At 52.4% G+C, this 18,085-nt stretch carries 21 protein-coding genes and 1 pseudogene; all 22 read right to left on the bottom strand.

From position 1 onward, the window contains the following. Window positions 1–80 precede the first annotated feature (80 nt). Window positions 81–350 (bottom strand): 30S ribosomal protein S14, encoded by a 270-nt coding sequence (gene rpsN / locus DNI29_RS03800; RefSeq protein WP_110976720.1) that lies wholly within the window; start codon window positions 348–350, stop codon window positions 81–83. Further along, a complete protein-coding gene (rplE, locus tag DNI29_RS03795; protein ID WP_110976719.1) occupies window positions 343–903 on the bottom strand; it encodes a 50S ribosomal protein L5 in 561 nt (186 codons plus the stop codon). The genes rpsN and rplE overlap by 8 nt, the downstream gene beginning before the upstream one ends. 29 nt (window positions 904–932) lie before the next feature. Beyond that, window positions 933–1,181 (bottom strand): annotated as a pseudogene (rplX, locus tag DNI29_RS03790) (50S ribosomal protein L24); the annotation flags it as partial. Window positions 1,182–1,184: 3 nt separating this feature from the next. Continuing rightward, window positions 1,185–1,553, bottom strand: a complete 369-nt coding sequence (gene rplN, locus DNI29_RS03785; RefSeq protein ID WP_110976717.1) for a 50S ribosomal protein L14 — start codon at window positions 1,551–1,553, stop codon at window positions 1,185–1,187. A gap of 1 nt (window position 1,554) precedes the next feature. Next, entirely contained in the window at window positions 1,555–1,845 is a 291-nt protein-coding gene (gene rpsQ, locus DNI29_RS03780; protein ID WP_110976716.1) for a 30S ribosomal protein S17, read from the bottom strand. Between the two features lie 2 nt (window positions 1,846–1,847). Beyond that, window positions 1,848–2,060 (bottom strand): 50S ribosomal protein L29, encoded by a 213-nt coding sequence (gene rpmC, locus DNI29_RS03775; RefSeq protein WP_110976715.1) that lies wholly within the window; start codon window positions 2,058–2,060, stop codon window positions 1,848–1,850. A gap of 4 nt (window positions 2,061–2,064) precedes the next feature. Continuing rightward, window positions 2,065–2,487, bottom strand: a complete 423-nt coding sequence (gene rplP, locus DNI29_RS03770; RefSeq protein ID WP_045688456.1) for a 50S ribosomal protein L16 — start codon at window positions 2,485–2,487, stop codon at window positions 2,065–2,067. 39 nt (window positions 2,488–2,526) lie between these two features. Then, window positions 2,527–3,384: a 30S ribosomal protein S3 gene (gene rpsC / locus DNI29_RS03765; protein WP_110976714.1), complete on the bottom strand. Its 858-nt coding sequence runs from the start codon at window positions 3,382–3,384 to the stop codon at window positions 2,527–2,529. 5 nt (window positions 3,385–3,389) lie between these two features. After that, window positions 3,390–3,872: a 50S ribosomal protein L22 gene (rplV, locus tag DNI29_RS03760; protein ID WP_110976713.1), complete on the bottom strand. Its 483-nt coding sequence runs from the start codon at window positions 3,870–3,872 to the stop codon at window positions 3,390–3,392. Between the two features lies 1 nt (window position 3,873). Continuing rightward, entirely contained in the window at window positions 3,874–4,152 is a 279-nt protein-coding gene (gene rpsS, locus DNI29_RS03755; RefSeq protein WP_110976712.1) for a 30S ribosomal protein S19, read from the bottom strand. A gap of 3 nt (window positions 4,153–4,155) precedes the next feature. Continuing rightward, a complete protein-coding gene (gene rplB / locus DNI29_RS03750; protein ID WP_110976711.1) occupies window positions 4,156–4,983 on the bottom strand; it encodes a 50S ribosomal protein L2 in 828 nt (275 codons plus the stop codon). 40 nt (window positions 4,984–5,023) lie between these two features. Then, window positions 5,024–5,311 (bottom strand): 50S ribosomal protein L23, encoded by a 288-nt coding sequence (rplW, locus tag DNI29_RS03745; RefSeq protein ID WP_110976710.1) that lies wholly within the window; start codon window positions 5,309–5,311, stop codon window positions 5,024–5,026. Beyond that, window positions 5,311–5,949, bottom strand: coding sequence for a 50S ribosomal protein L4 (gene rplD, locus DNI29_RS03740; RefSeq protein WP_110976709.1), 639 nt, complete (start codon window positions 5,947–5,949; stop codon window positions 5,311–5,313). The genes rplW and rplD overlap by 1 nt, the downstream gene beginning before the upstream one ends. 9 nt (window positions 5,950–5,958) lie before the next feature. Next, window positions 5,959–6,579 carry a 50S ribosomal protein L3 gene (rplC, locus tag DNI29_RS03735; RefSeq protein WP_110976708.1) on the bottom strand — a complete coding sequence of 207 codons (621 nt, stop codon included), beginning with the start codon at window positions 6,577–6,579 and terminating at the stop codon, window positions 5,959–5,961. 300 nt (window positions 6,580–6,879) lie between these two features. Continuing rightward, window positions 6,880–8,160, bottom strand: coding sequence for an O-antigen ligase family protein (locus DNI29_RS03730; RefSeq protein ID WP_110976707.1), 1,281 nt, complete (start codon window positions 8,158–8,160; stop codon window positions 6,880–6,882). 169 nt (window positions 8,161–8,329) lie between these two features. Further along, on the bottom strand, window positions 8,330–8,635 hold the full coding sequence (rpsJ, locus tag DNI29_RS03725; RefSeq protein WP_022822123.1) for a 30S ribosomal protein S10: 306 nt from the start codon (window positions 8,633–8,635) through the stop codon (window positions 8,330–8,332). Between the two features lie 21 nt (window positions 8,636–8,656). Further along, entirely contained in the window at window positions 8,657–10,798 is a 2,142-nt protein-coding gene (fusA, locus tag DNI29_RS03720; protein WP_110976706.1) for an elongation factor G, read from the bottom strand. A gap of 106 nt (window positions 10,799–10,904) precedes the next feature. Continuing rightward, window positions 10,905–11,372 (bottom strand): 30S ribosomal protein S7, encoded by a 468-nt coding sequence (gene rpsG / locus DNI29_RS03715; protein ID WP_110976705.1) that lies wholly within the window; start codon window positions 11,370–11,372, stop codon window positions 10,905–10,907. 86 nt (window positions 11,373–11,458) lie between these two features. Next, window positions 11,459–11,887, bottom strand: coding sequence for a 30S ribosomal protein S12 (gene rpsL / locus DNI29_RS03710; protein WP_110976704.1), 429 nt, complete (start codon window positions 11,885–11,887; stop codon window positions 11,459–11,461). 186 nt (window positions 11,888–12,073) lie between these two features. Beyond that, window positions 12,074–12,958 carry a putative nucleotide-diphospho-sugar transferase gene (locus DNI29_RS03705; protein WP_110976703.1) on the bottom strand — a complete coding sequence of 295 codons (885 nt, stop codon included), beginning with the start codon at window positions 12,956–12,958 and terminating at the stop codon, window positions 12,074–12,076. Between the two features lie 115 nt (window positions 12,959–13,073). Further along, entirely contained in the window at window positions 13,074–13,421 is a 348-nt protein-coding gene (locus tag DNI29_RS03700) for a DUF3467 domain-containing protein (protein ID WP_110976702.1), read from the bottom strand. A 111-nt stretch (window positions 13,422–13,532) separates the two neighbouring features. Then, window positions 13,533–17,885 (bottom strand): DNA-directed RNA polymerase subunit beta', encoded by a 4,353-nt coding sequence (rpoC, locus tag DNI29_RS03695; protein WP_110976701.1) that lies wholly within the window; start codon window positions 17,883–17,885, stop codon window positions 13,533–13,535. Between the last annotated feature and the right edge of the window lie 200 nt (window positions 17,886–18,085).

Here is an 18,085-nt window from a genome sequence, read left to right as displayed (position 1 = left end):
GCTCGGCTGATGGTTTCTTTCGGCAACCTGCCAAATAACAATGCCTTACAGAAAACTCTGGTTTGGCAGGAACAGCGGTATTACCAGCTGGACTTGGTCACGCCAGGAATTTTGCCGGCGAGAGCCATTTCGCGGAAACGCACGCGGCTGATGCCGAACTTGCGCATATAACCACGGGGGCGGCCATCAATCTTGTCGCGGTTGTGCAGACGCACGGGCGAAGCATTGCGAGGCAACTTATCCAAAGCTTCGTAATCGCCAGCCTCTTTAAGAGCCTTGCGCTTCTCAGCGTAACGGGCTACGGTAGCAATACGCTTCCGCTCCCGTGCTTTCATTGATTCCTTAGCCATTGTTCTGTTTCTTGGCGTTAGCGAACGGCATTCCGAAGGCACGTAGCAACTCGTAGCTCTGTTCGTCGTTTTCAGCCGTCGTTACGAAGGTAATATCCATACCGGCAATTGACTTAATTTTGTCAATCGAAATTTCCGGGAAGATAATTTGTTCTTTGATGCCCAGGGTGTAGTTACCACGGCCATCAAAGCCCTTATCGTTGATGCCTTTAAAGTCACGTACGCGAGGCAGAGCTACAGTCAGCAGACGATCGAGGAACTCATACATCTGGTTGCCGCGCAGGGTAACGCGAGCACCAATTGGCATTCCTTCGCGTAACTTGAAGTTAGATACCGAACGCTTAGCAATGGTCGGAACAGCTTTCTGACCCGTAATTACGGTCAGCTCGTCAACACCATTGTCAACTAGCTTCTTGTCAGCTACTGCGCTACCAATACCGCGGTTAATGCAAATCTTGGTAATGCGCGGTACTTGCATTATGCTCTTAAACTGGAATTTCTCCTGGAGCGCAGGTACTACTTCTTTCTGATATTTATCTTTCAGTCGAGCCATGGTCGTAGAGCAGATTAGGCGTTGGTCGATTCAACGCGCTTCACGTTGCTCACGTGAATCGGTGCCTCGATCTTAGTGATGCCGCCCTGGGGATTCTTCGCACTGGGTTTGTTGTGCTTGGTTGCCAGGTTCAGGCCTTCCACGATAACACGTTGCGTCGAACGGTTAACCGATTTGATCACACCGGTTTTGCCTTTCTCGTCGCCAGCAATCACCAGAACGGTGTCACCAGTTTTTACGTGCAGTTTCGCAGGCGTTGCTTTCGTTTTCGTTGCCATTGCTTAGAGAACTTCAGGAGCCAGCGAAACAATCTTCATAAACTGTTTTTCACGCAGTTCACGGGCCACAGGACCGAAGATACGGGTACCGCGGGGCTCATCATTATTATTGAGCAGTACAGCGGCGTTGTCATCGAAGCGAATGTATGATCCGTCCTTACGACGAACTTCTTTCTTCGTGCGAACTACCACTGCCTTCGAAACAGCGCCTTTTTTAGCGTTGCCGGAAGGAATAGCTGACTTGATTGCTACTACAATCTTATCACCTACACTGGCGTATTTCTTGCCCGTGCCACCGAGGACACGAATGCAGAGAACTTCTTTGGCGCCGCTGTTATCAGCGACGGTCAGACGGGATTCTTGCTGTATCATCTTACTTGGCGCGTTCTACGATTTCTACCAGTCTCCAGCGTTTGTTCTTGCTCAGCGGACGGGTCGACATAATGCGAACCGTATCCCCTTCACCACATTCGTTATTTTCGTCGTGAGCCATGAATTTGGTCGACTTGGTAACGAACTTACCGTAGATCGGGTGCTTCATTTTGCTTTCTACTACTACCGTAATGGATTTATCCATTTTGGAAGAAGTAACTCGCCCGATAATCTCTTTACGCAGGTTCCGCTCTACGGCGGTTGTAGCCTGCTGTTCTTCGTTGCTTGCCATCGTTAGTTAGCAGAGTTAGTTGCCTGCTCGTTCTCGCGACGCTTCAACTCGGTCAGCAGACGGGCGACATTTTTGCGGGCTTGCTTTAGACGGATAGGGTTCTCCAGAGGCGATATGGCGTGTGCAAAGCGCAACGTCTGGCCATTAGTCTGCTCCGTCTTAATCTGGTTTTTGAGGTCCTCTAGGGAGAGGGCGCGGATTTCGGTGTTCTTCATCTTCTTAGGCTTCTTGATAGTCGCGACGAACAACAAACGAGGTACGTACTGGCAGCTTCTGAGCAGCCAGACGCAGCGACTCCTGCGCTACTTCCAGCGAAACACCATCAGATTCGAATAGAATAGTACCGGGCTTAACTACGGCTACCCAATATTCAGGGGAACCTTTACCCTTACCCATACGAACCTCAGCGGGCTTCTTAGTAATAGGCTTATCCGGGAAAATGCGGATCCATACTTGACCTTCGCGTTTCATAGCGCGGGTCATGGCAATACGAGCAGCCTCAATTTGGCGAGCTGTAATCCATGCTTGTTCCAGCGATTTGATAGCGAACGAACCGAAGTCAATGGAGCTGCCGCGGTGGGCTAAGCCATGCACGCGACCCTTTTGCATCTTGCGATACTTGGTCCTTTTCGGTTGTAACATGAGTTATCTTGAAATTGAATTCGAGAGAAAAGAAAAAGGCTAGCGGCGGGGGGCACCACCTGCCTGACCGCCACGGTTCTGACCACCGCCGCCACCGCGACGTTGTCCACCTCCTTGACCACCGCGGTTATCACCACCACGGTCGTTACGGTCACGACGCGGGCCACGGTCACCGCCACGGTCGCCACGCTCACCGCGAGGACCACGGTCATTACCACGGCTTTCGCCACCTTGGCTACCAGCAGGCTGCTGATTTGGAGAAAGGTCTGGCTTGCCAAACACTTCACCACGCATAACCCACACCTTAATGCCAATTTTGCCATACACAGTCTGAGCTTCTGACAGAGCGTAATCGATGTCAGCACGCAGAGTGTGCAGTGGGGTGCGACCCTCTTTGTATTGCTCAGAGCGAGCAATTTCAGCACCACCTAAACGACCACCACACTGAATTTTAATGCCTTCGGCACCAACACGCAGAGCAGCTTGAATCGCCATTTTCATAGCGCGACGGAACGAGATACGGGCTTGGAGCTGCTGAGCAATGCTCTCACCTACCAACTTAGCATCAAGTTCAGGACGCTTAATCTCGAAGATATTGATCTGAACGTCTTTGCCAGTAATCTGCTTCAGTTCGTCCTTAATCTTATCAACCTCAGCACCACCTTTACCAATTACAACACCTGGACGAGCCGTATTGATAGTAATGGTTACGCGCTTCAGCGTGCGCTCGATTACAATGCGGCTAATGCCACCTTTGGGAATACGAGCGTTGATGTATTTGCGGATTTTCTCGTCCTCAACCAGTTTGTCGGCAAAGTCCTTGCCACCGTACCAGTTCGAGTCCCATCCTTTGATGACGCCCAGACGGAAGCCAACCGGATTTACTTTCTGTCCCATAGTGCTTATGCGGTGGCTTCTGCCGTGGTTTCGTTGGATTTCTTAGCCGAGCTGCGGCGGGTCTTCTTGGGAGCCTCGTCAACAACCGTGGCGGCTGGTTTAGTTTCAGCAGCCTGCAGAGCGGCAGCTTTGCTACCTAGAGGTTCTACTTTGCTATCAATAACCAGCGTCACATGGTTGCTGCGCTTGCGAATGCGGTGGCCACGACCCTGAGGGGCGGGGCGCAGACGCTTCAGCTGACGACCTTCATCCACGAAAATCTCTTTGATATAGAGGTTAGCATCTTCAATGCGCTCATCCTCATTTTTCTGCTGCCAATTGGCCAAAGCCGAAAGGAGCAGTTTTTCAATTCTGGCAGCGCCTGAGTTAGCCTCAAATTTCAGCAGGCCCAGAGCACGAGTCACTTTCTGACCGCGTACCAGGTTGGCCACCAAGCGCATTTTGCGCGGCGAGGTGGGCACGTTCCGGAGTTTAGCTACTGCTTCCATATTAGCGCTTGCCTTTATCTTTCTTGGCGATGTGGCCACGGAAGTTACGGGTAGGGGCAAACTCACCGAGTTTGTGTCCTACCATGTTCTCCGTTACATACACCGGGATGAACTTATTGCCGTTATGCACAGCGAAGGTGTGGCCAACGAAATCGGGCGAAATCATCGAGCGGCGCGACCAAGTCTTCACCACCGACTTTTTGCCGGACTCGTCCATTGCCGATACTTTCTTCTCGAGCCGGAAGTCAATGTACGGCCCTTTTTTTAGTGAACGTGCCATTGCTTACTTCTTGCCTTTGCGGCTTACGATCAGGTTCTCGGAATACTTATTCTTGTTGCGGGTCTTCTGACCCTTAGCGAAGATGCCATTACGGCTACGTGGGTGACCACCCGACGATTTACCTTCACCACCGCCCATGGGGTGATCAACAGGGTTCATAGCAACACCACGAACACGCGGACGGCGACCTAACCAACGGTTACGGCCAGCTTTGCCCAAGCGTACGTTCATATGGTCGCCATTCGAAACAGTGCCTACCGTTGCCATGCAGGTAACCAGTACCATGCGCATTTCGCCGGAAGGTAATTTCAAGGTGGCGTATTTGTCTTCGCGAGCTACCAACTGAGCGTATGTACCGGCCGAGCGAGCCATTGCAGCACCACCACCGGGCATCAGCTCGATGTTGTGTACGATGGTACCCAGCGGAATTTCGCGCAGGGGCAGGGCATTACCAACTTCCGGAGCTACGCCTGAACCTGATACTACCGTAGAGCCTACAGCCAGACCGGCTGGGGCGATAATGTAGCGCTTCTCACCATCAGCATATTGCAGCAAAGCAATACGAGCGGTACGGTTTGGGTCGTACTCTATCGTCTTCACCGTGGCAGGCACAGTAGCCTTATCACGTTTGAAGTCGATAATACGGTATTTGGCCTTATGACCGCCGCCGATGTAGCGGTTGGACATTTTGCCCGAATTGTTACGGCCACCGGAGTTTTTGAGGGGTGCCAACAGCGACTTCTCCGGCGCCGACGCAGTAATCTCGTCGAAGGCCGGGGCGATGCGAAAGCGCTGACCCGGTGATGTTGGTCTTAGTTTTTTGAGTGCCATTACTCTTGCTTAGGGAAAATCTCTTGGCGATAAAGCAGGCTTACAGGCCGCTGTAGAAGTCGATAACGTCTCCTTCTTTCACGGTCACGATGGCTTTCTTGCCATGCGGACGACGACCAGATACGGCACCGCCTTTCGTGAACTTAGATTTCACTTTACCGATGGTGCGGATGGTGCTTACGCCCGTTACCGTCACTCCGTACAGTTGTTCAATCTCTTTTTTGATCTGAACCTTGTTTGCGTCACGCGAAACTTCAAAGGCATACTGGCCTTTTTCGTTCAGAGCCGTGGCCTTCTCGGTCACGATGGGCTTCTTCAGGATGCTCATTACTCAGCAGTGGTATAGAGTTGTTCCAATGCCGTCAGACCATCTTCCGACAGCAGCAGCGTATCGGTGTTCAGCAGATCGTGGGTGTTCAGCGCTACCGGAGTAGCTACGCTCACGCGCTGGATGTTGCGGGCCGACAGCACCACGTTCTTATCAACGGAGCCAGTTACTAGCAGAGTCTTGCGGCCGTTGTTCAGCTTCAGACCAGCTAGGATAGCGGCAAACTCCTTAGTCTTGGGAGCCGACAAGGAAATATTTTCCACTACAGCTACCTTGCCGTCTTTAGCCAGGCTCGACAGAGCCGACAGACGAGCGAGACGCTTGGTTTTTTTGTTCAGCTTGAAGCCATAGTCACGGGGCTGAGGACCGAACATACGGCCACCACCTACGAACACACCAGACTTCATGCTGCCGGCACGAGCACCACCGGTGCCTTTTTGCTTTTTCAGCTTTTTAGTGGTGCCATGCACTTCGTTACGCTGTTTCGACTTGTGCGTACCCTGGCGCTGGTTGGCCAAGTACTGCTTCACGTCGAGGTACATCACGTGCTCATTCGGCTCCAAGCCGAAGATGGCGTCGGACAGGGTAACCTTGCGGCCGGTGTCTTCGCCTTTGATGTTAATTACTGACAGTTCCATCTTGCTAGCTTATTTTTCCAGGACCACGAAAGAGTTCTTGGCACCGGGAACCGAGCCGCTCACCACGATGAGGTTTTTGTCGGCTACAATGCGCATCACCTTCAGGTTCTGCACTTTCACACGGTCGTTACCCATACGGCCACCCATGCGCATTCCTTTGAATACGCGCGAAGGCCAGGAGCAAGCACCGATAGAACCGGGGTGACGGCCGCGGTTGTGCTGACCATGCGTTTGGCCACCTACACCAGCAAAGTTGTAGCGCTTTACAACGCCTTGGAAGCCTTTACCTTTGGAGGTACCTACTACATCAACGAACTCACCTTCTTCAAAGAGGGTAGCGTCGATGGTAGAGCCAGCAGCGAAGCTAGAAGCCTCTTCTGTGCGGAACTCAACGAGTTTTTTCTTGGGGGTAGTTCCGGCTTTAGCGAAGTGACCAGCCAATGCTTTGGTGGTATTCTTCGCCTTTTTCTCGCCGTAACCGAGTTGGATAGCCGTGTAGCCGTCCGTTTCGATGGTCTTAACCTGCGTCACTACGCACGGACCCGCTTCAATGAGCGTGCAGGGAATATTCTTCCCGTCCGGAGTGAAGAGGCTTGTCATACCGATTTTTTTACCGATGATGCCAGGCATTCGATTGGGGTTTTAGAAAAAGACACAGTGAAAACGCCCGAGTGACGTTTTCGGAAATGGAGTGCAAAGCTATGAAATTGTATTCTTATATTCTAACCCGCCTACTAAATATTTTCATACACACACAGTTAGCATAGCTCTATCAGCTAAATGGATTGTAGATCAAGCATAAGCTAACCGAATAGACATATGTAAAGACTTACCTAATCAAACCTTGAAGGCAGCGACAATACATCAAGCATCCAGTTATGAGCCTATGTAAATAAAGACTACTGTACATCGGTACAGTAATGCGGCTACTTACGCTGGTCGCCATTCCGTATCTGGTAGTAGCGGTGCTTTATTTCCTTCAAGGGCTAACATCAGGAAGAACAAAGCGAATGCGAGACCTATTTGGGTTTCCAGCGTGTACTCAACCAAGAAGGAAAGGGTAATGATGGTATACTGTGCGAACAACAGTGGAGCGTATTGTGGCCAGATACATAAGCCAGGGTAATAAAAGGCTACAACGAATATTAATAGCCCAACGACACCAAAAGCTACAGTAGAGTATAAATATTGATTGTGAGGCTGAATGTATGATTCAGGCTGAATAAGCGGAAAATCCTTGCGGTAATGAACTGCCATTTCTTCTTCGATATCCGCCTTACCTACACCGAACCAAAAATTCTCTCGGATAACTTTTAGGGCAACTTTATAGGAATAGACTCTCCCGACCAAAGAATAGCTATTAGCAGAAGTAGTATGCTCAACTTGTCCTACATCCTCTTGGGTGTTGACTGATTTATTGCGGAAAGTAGGAAAGCACACATAGCTAACTAGAGGCAATAGCAACAGGCATAATGCTAGTTGTACGGCTTGGTAATAATTCCGCTTTCGTAGCACTAGCCACAGAAAGCCGAGGACTCCCAATGAGTAAAAAGCCATTAATCCACTTCTGACAGCCAACATATGCAGGTAAAGCGCCAGAACAATTAACACTAGTACAAGTAATGACTGCATCCTACCCACCACGTTCTTCTGAACGATCAGAAGTATTCCTGCTGCAATAGCCAACGTGATAATCAAGCTAAAGCGAATATGATCCGGTTCAGTCGGCATTACTTTAGAATGCAGGTATAGCTCATTAATCTGTTCGAAATGCAGTGCGTAGTTAACAGCACTTAACAGCGCCGCAATGGCTGCTGCTCCGATCAGTGTTAGCCATATATTTCGTAGGTATACTGCGGGCAGCGGGGGTAGAAGCCAGAAAGCCAGTGGCAATATCAGAAAGGGCAGCTGGAGCACAACATCCCGCTCGAACTCATTCCAGTTCGCATCCGATGTCAACAGACCTGAACTCAAGTTCAGGAAGTAAATAGCCACGAAAGATCCATAAACGGTACTACGCACTCGGGCATACTTATGCTTATGCAGGAAATAGCTAAGGAGCCCTGTTACCAGAATTCCTACCATACCAACGCTAGGCAGAATCCTAAAGAAGGAACTAGTAAACAACCCCACAATTGTGCAGATGCAAAAGAAAGCAGCGGCTATTAATAACCGTTGAAGAGTTAGAAAAGAACTCAAAAAAGAAATCATGCAACAAGATAAAGGGCGCTCTGACCTGCACTGAGCAGACCTATCACTCAGCTCCACTGTTATGTGGAGCCTTCATTTTAGGTACAAGTTGCAACCAATAAAAGAAAATGCCCCATTGGCTCCGTAGAACCAATGGGGCATTTTCTTTATTCAACGAAGAATCAGGTCCTCAGACTTTGATTTCAACGTCAACACCGCTAGGCAGTTCAAGCTTCATCAGAGCATCTACCGTCTTCGACGAAGTAGAATAGATGTCTACGAGGCGCTTGTAAGTGCAGAGCTGAAATTGCTCACGCGACTTCTTGTTCACGTGGGGTGAACGGAGCACGGTGAATTTCTCTTTATCGGTCGGCAGCGGAATCGGGCCGCTTACGATAGCGCCCGTAGCCTTTACCGCCTTCACAATCTTCTCCGACGATTTGTCCACCAAGTTGTGGTCGTAGGATTTCAGTTTGATGCGAATTTTCTGATTCATGTCTGTAATGAGGAAGCGGTATTAGCGGATGGCGTTACCCTTTTGCTTAGCGATGATGCCTTCAGCCAAGTTCGTAGGAACTTGATCATAGTGCGAGAAGGTCAGCGAGGCCGAAGCACGACCCGAAGTAATGGTACGCAGCGAGGTTACGTAGCCGAACAGTTCCGACAGCGGAACGTCAGCCTTTACCACGTTAGCACCACCTTTGGTGTCCATGCCCTTCATGATGCCCCGACGACGGTTCAAGTCACCGGTCACCGAACCCGTGTACTCGTCCGGCGTCACTACTTCTACAGCCATGATGGGCTCAAGCAGTTTCGGACCAGCTTGCTTAGCAGCTTCACGGAAACCACCACGAGCAGCAAGTTCGAACGACAGAGCATCCGAGTCAACATCGTGATACGAACCGAAGAACAGACGCACACGCATGTTGTCAACCGGGAAGCCAGCCAGCGGGCCGTTCTTCATAGCTTCTTCGAAGCCTTTCTGAACCGGAGCAATGAATTCACGGGGGATAACACCACCTGTGATGTCATTTACGAACTCCAGACCGGGCTTCTCAGGATCGGTTTCTTTCGGGCCCAGTTCGAACACGATATCACCGAATTTACCACGACCACCGGTTTGCTTCTTGTAGGTTTCGCGGTGCTCAACCTTCTTGGTCAGAACTTCTTTATAAGCTACTTGAGGAGCGCCCTGGTTGATTTCCACTTTGAATTCACGACGCATACGGTCGATGATGATTTCAAGGTGAAGCTCACCCATACCACGCAGTACCGTCTGGCCAGTTTCCTGATCGGTCTGTACTACAAGGGTTGGGTCTTCTTCAACGAGTTTGGCAATAGCCATACCCATCTTATCCACGTCAGCCTGAGTTTTCGGCTCAATAGCGTAACCGATAACCGGCTCAGGGAACGACATTGACTCAAGCACTACGCGCGACTTCTCGTCGGTCAGCGTGTCACCAGTCTTAATGTCTTTGAAACCTACGCCGGCGGCAATGTCACCAGCTTGGATTTTGTCGATAGGGTTCTGCTTGTTGGAGTGCATCTGCATCAGGCGCGAGATACGCTCCTTCTTGCCAGTGCGGTTGTTGAATACATACGAACCAGCATCAAGCTGACCGCTGTAGCAACGGAAGAAGCACAGACGACCTACGAAGGGGTCGGTGGCAATTTTGAACGCCAGAGCAGTGAACGGCTCGTCGTTGTCGGGGTGGCGCTCTACTTCTTCGCCGGTGTCAGGGTTGGTACCCATGATAGCAGGCATGTCGAGCGGCGAAGGCAGGTAGGCCATTACCGCATCCAGCATAGCCTGAACACCTTTGTTTTTGAAGGCCGAGCCGCACATTACCGGCGAGAACTTCATGTCGATAACCGCTTTACGGATTACCGTCATCATTTCTTCGCGGGTGATGCTGTCCGGATCCTCGAAGAATTTCTCCATCAAGGTGTCATCGTACTCAGCAACGCTTTCTACGAGCTTCTCACGCCACTCGGCAACGGTGTCCACGAGGTCCTCGGGAACTTCCACTTCCTTGTAGGTTTTGCCCTGGGTAGCGTCATCCCATACGATGGCTTTGCCAGTCAGCAGGTCAACTACGCCTTTGAAGGTATCTTCAGCGCCGATCGGAATTTGAAGGGGCACGGGGTTAGCACCCAGTTTCTCCTTAATTTCGGCTACAGCCTTGAAGAAGTCAGCACCAGCACGGTCCATCTTGTTGACGAAGCAGATGCGCGGCACTTTGTATTTGTCAGCCTGACGCCAAACAGTTTCCGACTGCGGCTCTACGCCCGAAACGGCGCAGAACAGAGCCACGGCACCGTCCAGAACACGCAGCGAACGTTCTACCTCTACGGTGAAGTCTACGTGACCGGGAGTGTCAATCAGGTTGATTTTGTATTGTTTGGTCTCCGGAGTCGGGTCGCCCTGTACGGTCGGGTAGTTCCAGAAGGTAGTAGTAGCGGCCGACGTGATAGTGATACCACGCTCCTGCTCCTGCTCCATCCAGTCCATCGTGGCAGCACCTTCGTGCACTTCCCCGATTTTGTGGGTTTTACCGGTGTAGTAGAGAATGCGCTCCGACGTCGTGGTCTTACCGGCGTCGATGTGCGCCATAATCCCGATGTTCCGGAGGTATTGCAGATCTTTATTAACAGCCATTGCTTTTTTTGTGACGTAGGGACTTCAGTAGTTGAGCTCGTAGAACGCGAAAATCTCTTTTCTCATTCCCTGAACCGGCAACTTCTAAAGCCCCTGCTCGGTCTGATTAGAAGCGGAAGTGCGAGAAAGCCTTGTTGGCTTCTGCCATCCGGTGCGTGTCGTCCTTCTTCTTAACGGCAGCACCTTCACCTTTGGCGGCGGCAATGATTTCGCCAGCCAGCTTGTCCTTCATGGTTTTCTCACCACGACGACGAGCGTATTGGATCAGCCACTTCGAGCCAACAGCAATACGACGGTCCGGACGAACCTCAGTGGGCACCTGGAAGGTAGCACCACCTACGCGGCGGCTCTTAACCTCCACAGTCGGCATTACATTGTTGAGGGCTTTGCGCCACATCTCCAGGCCGCTTTCCTTGGTGCGCTGCTCAACAAGCTCGCAGGCATCATAGAAAATGGTGTAGGCCAGGTTTTTCTTCCCGTCGTACATCATGTAGTTGACGAAGCGGGTTACCAGCGTCTCCTTGAACTTGGGGTCGGGCAGGAGGATGCGCTTTTTTGGTTTTGACTTTCTCATGGGTATAGAAATGAGCGACGGACAGCAGGCAACGGACTAAGAACCATTTGCTAGCCGGCGCCGGGCGCTGCCGCCCTCGTTTTCAATTACTTTTTCTTGCCGGGTGCGGGTTTGCCACCTTTGCCAGCTGCAGGAGCCTGGCCGGGCTTCGGACGCTTAGCGCCATACTTGGAACGACGCTGCAGACGGCCGTTTACGCCGGCGGTGTCAAGAGCGCCACGGATGATGTGGTAACGCACGCCGGGAAGGTCTTTCACACGGCCACCACGGATCAGCACGATGCTGTGCTCCTGCAGGTTGTGGCCTTCACCAGGGATGTAGGCGTTAACTTCTTTGCCGTTGGTCAGGCGCACGCGGGCAACTTTACGCATAGCCGAGTTCGGCTTCTTAGGCGTGGTGGTGTACACACGGGTGCAAACGCCACGGCGCTGCGGGCACGAATCAAGGGCCGGCGACTTCGACTTGGTCGTCAGCTTCTCGCGGCCTTTTCGTACTAACTGGTTGATAGTAGGCATCTACGGTAGGTTTTGTCAAGGAGGGTTCTCTCCCAAAAATTAGGCTTGCAAAGGTAGAGAAGTTGAGATGAAATAGCAAACGGGTTGAAAGAGTTAATTTTAGGGCAACCCGCAGTGTCTTTCCCAATAGCTACGGCCGGGGTTATTTCTTCTCACAGCTACCCCCCTCCTACCCCCGTGCAGGCTTCAAACCTCTAACAGGGGTAGCTGCCAGCGGCGACCGGTAAGCTTACGAAGCGTCCGGCGCCAACCAGGTAGGTTACGGTAGGCTAGCTCCTCTTGGTGGAACTTCGGCAGCTGCAGCTGATGTAAGCGCGCCAACAGCTCTGCGGAGCTTTGCGTGCCGTATTTGCTGAAGATTTGTACAAGAGCGGGCCGCGCTTCCTTCAGATTCCAGTAGTGCCACAAGTACTCCGGCACATCGTTTATGGACCCCTCGGCTGCGAAGCGCAGGCTAAACGCCAATTGCTCCATCATGTGCTTATTGTAGGTGGCGTACAGTTGCTCGGCTAAAGCCATTACTTCCTGTAGTAAGTAGGCTTTGTCGCTACGTAACCCAATGACGCCGGAATTAAACAGCTCCGTTTGAGGCGTTACACGGAAGGTCTTCCCTCCTACTTGCCACTGATGAGCTTTCAAATGCCGATACACTTTTCGGCTTAACGTATTGCCACTGATGAGTCGTCCTTCGTTTTGGTGCATGTAGAACTGCCCGCCGGCAATGGCCGCAAACAAAGGGGTAGGGTTGCGCCTCCAAATAGTATCTGTATCAAGGAAAAGCAGGTTGCCGGGGCAGTGCTCGGCCGCGTGTTCCAGTACCCCAATCTTCAACAGATAAACTTTATCGGCTGCTCCACGCCAGATCTGCCACTGTTCGGGCGCAATGAGAGGGTAGGAAATAGAGGTGCGGTTGCCGAGCACTTTCTGAAAGGCCTCAGCATCATCCGTGTAGATTAAAATACCAGTATCGACGGGAGGTATACCTACCTGTTCGTAGTAAGATAGAACACTATATAATGCCTCACTGCGAATTGCTTCTGAGCCGTACGCTAGGTAAATCAGGTAGTTCATGGGGTAAAGATAGGGTAGGCAATCTAACCTGTTTTATATCACCGAATAGCATATAAATAAGACAGGGCTTCTATCTTCTCGATAAAAGCCCTGACAATCGTATAATTATTTTCAGTTAGGCCTCGCCTACCTTACCCCCGAAGCCCATCGGGTACAGAGGGCCTTCACTGGACTGTTCCTTGATAGCGCCATTGGTCTTTTCAAACCGCTCAATGTTCTCGTTTAGGGCAGCTACCAGTCGCTTGGCGTGTTCAGGCGTAAGGATGATGCGGGATTTCACTTTGGCTTTGGGCAAGCCTGGCATCAGACGGATGAAGTCAATGACAAACTCGCTGTTGCTGTGCGCAATCATGGCAAGATTAGCGTACTCACCCTCGGCAATTTCCTCCGACAGTTCAATGCTGATGGCGTTCGGGTCTTGGGGCTGGGTAGCTTCTGCTCCAGGTTGGTTTGATTGGTCCATGTAAATAGATCTTGAAGACGCACACTGATGCGCGTAAAGCTAAAAGTACGGACAAAAGAAAAAGCCGGCCGGGTTTCCCCAGCCGGCTTTTCCACATTACTCAAATTTAAACTACTCCGAAACCGACTCGCGGCGCGAAGCACGGGCCGGACGCTTGGTAGGAGCGGCTACGTCGTCGGACTTGGCAGCCTGTTGGGCTTCCAACTCTTCCTTCGAGCCCACAATCTGACGAGTGTACTCGCGCAGACCGGTACCAGCCGGGATGAGGTGACCTACGATTACGTTCTCCTTCAGGCCCAGCAGTTCGTCGGCCTTGCCACGGATGGCAGCTTCCGACAGCACCTTGGTCGTTTCTTGGAAGGAAGCGGCCGAGATGAATGACTGCGTACCCAGCGACGCCTGCGTGATACCCTGCAGCGTGGGCCGCGATACGGCCGGCTGTGCGTCACGCACCTGTACCAGGGCAAGGTCACGACGCTTGAGTGACGAGTTTTCGTCGCGCAGACGGCGGGCCGTTACGATCTGGCCGGGCTTCAGGTTGCTGGAATCACCGGCTTCGGTAACCACCTTCATGTCGATGATGGTATCGTTTTCCTCCATGAAGGAAATCTTGTCCACCACCTGGTGCTCCAAGAAGGTCGTGTCGCCAGCATCGAGGATAACCACCTTCTGCATCATCTGGCGAACTACCACCTCGATGTGCTTGTCGTTGATTTTCACACCCTGCAAGCGGTATACTTCCTGAATCTCGTTCACGAGGTACTCCTGCACTGCGCCCGGACCCTGAATGTTCAGAATGTCGGTCGGAGTGATGGCACCGTCGGAGAGAGGAGCACCAGCCCGGATGAAGTCGTTGTCCTGCACCAGAATGTGCTTGGACAGCGGCACCATGTACTTCTTCTTCACGCCGTCTTTCGACTCCACGAAGATTTCACGGTTACCACGCTTCACCGTACCGTAGGTTACTACCCCATCAATTTCAGCCACAACGGCCGGGTTCGAGGGGTTACGTGCTTCGAATAGCTCGGTAACGCGAGGCAGACCACCGGTGATGTCGCGGGTTTTGCCCACGGCACGCGGAATCTTGGCCAGAATCTGACCAGCCTTGATTTTCTCGCCGTTCTCTACGTTCAAGTGCGAACCTACCGGGATAGAATAGCCCTTCGAGCCTTCCATATCGCCCTTCTTGCCAGGGCGAACAATGATGGCTGGGTTCTGATCCTTCGCCTTCGATTCGATAATCACCTTCTCACGGTGACCGGTCTGTTCGTCCGATTCCTCGCGGTAAGTGATGCCTTCGGTGATGGCGTCGTACTGAACGGTACCATCGAACTCGGCCAGAATAACGGCGTTGTAAGGGTCCCAGTTGTTCAGCTCTTGGCCTTTCTCTACCTCTTGGCCTTCGTCAACCAGCAGGAACGAGCCGTAAGGAACGTGGTGGGTGATGTATACCTTACCCGTGCCTTTTTCCACGATGCGAATCTCGCCCGAACGACCCATTACTACTTTCACCGGCTCGCCATCAGCGTTAGCGGTTTCTACAGTCCGGATGTCTTCAAACTCGATTACACCGTTGAACTTGGCGCGCAGGCTGGCTTCTACGGCAATGTTAGAAGCCGTACCACCTACGTGGAAGGTACGCAGGGTCAGCTGGGTGCCGGGTTCACCGATAGACTGAGCAGCAATTACGCCTACAGCCTCACCTTTCTGTACCATGCGGCCCGACGACAGGTTACGGCCGTAGCACTTGGCGCAGATACCACGCTTCGATTCGCAGGTCAGCACTGAGCGGATTTCTACCGATTCAATGCTAGTAGCATCAATGCGGCGGGTAATGTCCTCGGTGATTTCCGTACCAGCAGGCAGAATAACCTCGTCGGTCAGCGGGTCCACGATGTCGTGTACCGCCACACGGCCCAAGATACGCTCAGCCAGCGGCTCTACGATGTCCTCGTTATCCTTCAGAGCGAAGGTCTCGATGCCACGCAGCGTACCACAGTCGTTTTCGTTTACGATAACGTCCTGCGACACGTCTACCAGACGACGCGTCAGGTAGCCGGCGTCAGCCGTTTTCAGAGCCGTGTCGGCCAGACCCTTACGGGCACCGTGGGTTGAGATGAAGTACTCGATTACGTCCAGACCTTCTTTGAAGTTAGACAGAATCGGGTTTTCAATAATCTCGCCTACCGAACCCTGTAGCGACTTCTGTGGCTTAGCCATCAGACCCCGCATACCGCCGAGCTGACGGATCTGCTCACGCGAGCCACGAGCACCGGAGTGCATCATCATGTAAATCGAGTTGAAGCCCTGGTTCTCCTTTTCGAGGCGACCCATGAGGGTTTCAGTGATTTGGTTGTTGATGCGGGTCCAGATGTCGATAACCTGGTTGTAACGCTCGTTGTCCGTAATCAGACCCATCTGGTAGTTCTGCGTTACGGCAGCTACGTCGGCCTGAGCTTGGGCAATGAGGGCGTCTTTCTCGGCCGGGATGTTGATGTCGCCCAGACCCATCGACAGACCACCTTTATAAGCCGACTGGAAGCCCAGCGTCTTGATGTCGTCGAGGAACTGCGCGGTACGAGCCATACCCGTGCGCTTGAACACCAGCGAAATAATCTGCTGGAGCTTCTTCTTGGTCAGTAGCTCATCTACGAAACCTACTTCCTCAGGCACGAGCTGATTGAAGAGCACGCGGCCGGCTACGGTTTCGATGATCTTCGTCACGAGGTTATCTTCCTCGTCACGAACCTTCGTGCGCACCTTGATATAGGCGTGCTTTGAAAGCTGACCCTCGTTGATGGCAATTACTACCTCTTCATCGGAGTAGAACATACGGCCTTCGCCTTGGATGCTCTCCTCTTCTGTGCTACGCTTGCCTTTGGTCACGTAGTACAGACCCAGAACCATGTCCTGCGACGGCACCGCAATGGGCGCGCCGTTGGCGGGGTTCAGGATGTTGTGCGAGGCCAGCATCAGCATAGAGGCTTCCAGAATAGCGGCCGGTCCGAGCGGAACGTGCACAGCCATCTGGTCACCGTCAAAGTCAGCGTTAAATGCCGTACACACCAATGGGTGCAGCTGAATAGCTTTACCCTCGATGAGGCGAGGCTGGAACGCCTGGATACCCAAACGGTGCAGGGTAGGAGCACGGTTCAGGAGCACTGGGTGGCCTTTCAGCACGTTCTCCAAGATGTCCCATACTACTGCGTCCTTGCGGTCCACAATTTTCTTAGCTGATTTCACCGTCTTCACGATGCCGCGCTCAATGAGCTTGCGGATGATGAACGGCTTGAACAGCTCGGCCGCCATGTTCTTGGGCAGACCGCACTCGTGCAGCTTCAACTCGGGGCCTACTACAATAACCGAACGGCCCGAGTAGTCGACACGCTTACCGAGCAGGTTCTGACGGAAGCGGCCCTGCTTGCCTTTTAGCATATCGGACAACGACTTCAGGGCACGGTTACCTTCGGCGCGCACGGCGTTCACCTTACGCGAGTTGTCGAAGAGCGAGTCTACGGCTTCTTGCAGCATGCGCTTTTCGTTCCGCAGAATCACTTCAGGAGCCTTGATTTCGATTAGGCGCTTGAGGCGGTTGTTGCGGATGATAACGCGACGGTACAAGTCGTTCAAGTCAGAGGTAGCGAAACGGCCACCATCCAAGGGCACGAGGGGGCGCAGTTCCGGCGGAATCACCGGTACCATGCGGATTACCATCCACTCGGGCTTGTTCTCAATGCGAGTAGAAGCATCACGAAATGCTTCCACTACGCGCAGACGCTTCAACGCCTCAGCCTTGCGCTGTTGCGAGGTTTCGTGTGCAGCTGAGTCACGCAGCGAGTACGAAAGCTCATCGAGGTTGATGCGCTCCAACAAGAGTTGCAGTGCATCAGCACCCATACGAGCGATGAACTTGTTGGGGTCCTCGTTCGGCAGCATCTGATTCTCGCGGGGGAGCTTGTCGATGATGTCGAGGTATTCGTCTTCGGTGAGGAAGTCAAGCTGCTGCACGCCTTCCTCGGCCAATACGCCCGGCTGTACTACTACATACCGCTCGTAATAAATAATCTGATCAAGCTTCTTGGTGGGCAGGCCCAGCAGATAGCCGATTTTATTAGGCAGAGACTTGAAGTACCAGATGTGCGCAACGGGCACCACCAATTCGATGTGGCCCATCCGCTCCCGGCGTACTTTCTTCTCGGTCACTTCCACGCCGCAACGGTCGCAGATGATGCCTTTATAACGAATCCGCTTGTATTTGCCGCAGTGGCATTCCCAGTCCTTTACGGGACCGAAAATCCGCTCGCAAAACAGGCCGCCCATTTCGGGCTTGTACGTCCGGTAGTTGATCGTCTCGGGCTTTACTACTTCACCGTTCGACCGCTCCAGGATGGATTCGGGCGAGGCCAGCGAAATGGTAACTTTCGAGAAGTCCTGTACCAGTTTCTTGTTTTTTGCAAACGCCATGTAGGGTAGCTGTTGTTAGCTGGTGGCTTTTATCTGTTCGTTGGTTCCGCTATTCTTAAGAGTAGTCGGAAAGAACATAACAGTTCGACTCTGCGAAAAGTGCTCTGCGGGTCGGATAGGTACGCCGCGCAGTAGGTTTCCGCCAGGTCTGGTAATCGGGTGATCCAGCTAGCTGAATCAAATTGCGGCCACTTGCTTCC

The organism is Hymenobacter sediminis, assembly GCF_003231285.1.
GTDB lineage: Bacteria > Bacteroidota > Bacteroidia > Cytophagales > Hymenobacteraceae > Hymenobacter > Hymenobacter sediminis.
The sequence above is the reverse complement of the archived record's forward strand: the minus strand, read 5'-3'. Positions and strand labels throughout refer to the sequence as shown.

Bases quoted from the DNA above. Each gene is read 5' to 3' on its own strand.
- DNI29_RS03705 (WP_110976703.1), bottom strand. From the start codon at position 12,958: ATGAACTACCTGATTTACCTAGCGTACGGCTCAGAAGCAATTCGCAGT.
- rpoC (WP_110976701.1), bottom strand. From the start codon at position 17,885: ATGGCGTTTGCAAAAAACAAGAAACTGGTACAGGACTTCTCGAAAGTT.
- rplC (WP_110976708.1), bottom strand. From the start codon at position 6,579: ATGCCTGGCATCATCGGTAAAAAAATCGGTATGACAAGCCTCTTCACT.
- rplP (WP_045688456.1), bottom strand. From the start codon at position 2,487: ATGTTACAACCGAAAAGGACCAAGTATCGCAAGATGCAAAAGGGTCGC.
- rpsC (WP_110976714.1), bottom strand. From the start codon at position 3,384: ATGGGACAGAAAGTAAATCCGGTTGGCTTCCGTCTGGGCGTCATCAAA.
- fusA (WP_110976706.1), bottom strand. From the start codon at position 10,798: ATGGCTGTTAATAAAGATCTGCAATACCTCCGGAACATCGGGATTATG.
- rpsJ (WP_022822123.1), bottom strand. From the start codon at position 8,635: ATGAATCAGAAAATTCGCATCAAACTGAAATCCTACGACCACAACTTG.
- rplN (WP_110976717.1), bottom strand. From the start codon at position 1,553: ATGATACAGCAAGAATCCCGTCTGACCGTCGCTGATAACAGCGGCGCC.
- DNI29_RS03730 (WP_110976707.1), bottom strand. From the start codon at position 8,160: ATGATTTCTTTTTTGAGTTCTTTTCTAACTCTTCAACGGTTATTAATA.
- rplD (WP_110976709.1), bottom strand. From the start codon at position 5,949: ATGGAACTGTCAGTAATTAACATCAAAGGCGAAGACACCGGCCGCAAG.
- rpsG (WP_110976705.1), bottom strand. From the start codon at position 11,372: ATGAGAAAGTCAAAACCAAAAAAGCGCATCCTCCTGCCCGACCCCAAG.
- rplV (WP_110976713.1), bottom strand. From the start codon at position 3,872: ATGGAAGCAGTAGCTAAACTCCGGAACGTGCCCACCTCGCCGCGCAAA.
- rpsS (WP_110976712.1), bottom strand. From the start codon at position 4,152: ATGGCACGTTCACTAAAAAAAGGGCCGTACATTGACTTCCGGCTCGAG.
- rplB (WP_110976711.1), bottom strand. From the start codon at position 4,983: ATGGCACTCAAAAAACTAAGACCAACATCACCGGGTCAGCGCTTTCGC.
- rpsL (WP_110976704.1), bottom strand. From the start codon at position 11,887: ATGCCTACTATCAACCAGTTAGTACGAAAAGGCCGCGAGAAGCTGACG.
- DNI29_RS03700 (WP_110976702.1), bottom strand. From the start codon at position 13,421: ATGGACCAATCAAACCAACCTGGAGCAGAAGCTACCCAGCCCCAAGAC.
- rplW (WP_110976710.1), bottom strand. From the start codon at position 5,311: ATGAGCATCCTGAAGAAGCCCATCGTGACCGAGAAGGCCACGGCTCTG.
- rpsN (WP_110976720.1), bottom strand. From the start codon at position 350: ATGGCTAAGGAATCAATGAAAGCACGGGAGCGGAAGCGTATTGCTACC.
- rplE (WP_110976719.1), bottom strand. From the start codon at position 903: ATGGCTCGACTGAAAGATAAATATCAGAAAGAAGTAGTACCTGCGCTC.
- rpsQ (WP_110976716.1), bottom strand. From the start codon at position 1,845: ATGGCAAGCAACGAAGAACAGCAGGCTACAACCGCCGTAGAGCGGAAC.
- rpmC (WP_110976715.1), bottom strand. From the start codon at position 2,060: ATGAAGAACACCGAAATCCGCGCCCTCTCCCTAGAGGACCTCAAAAAC.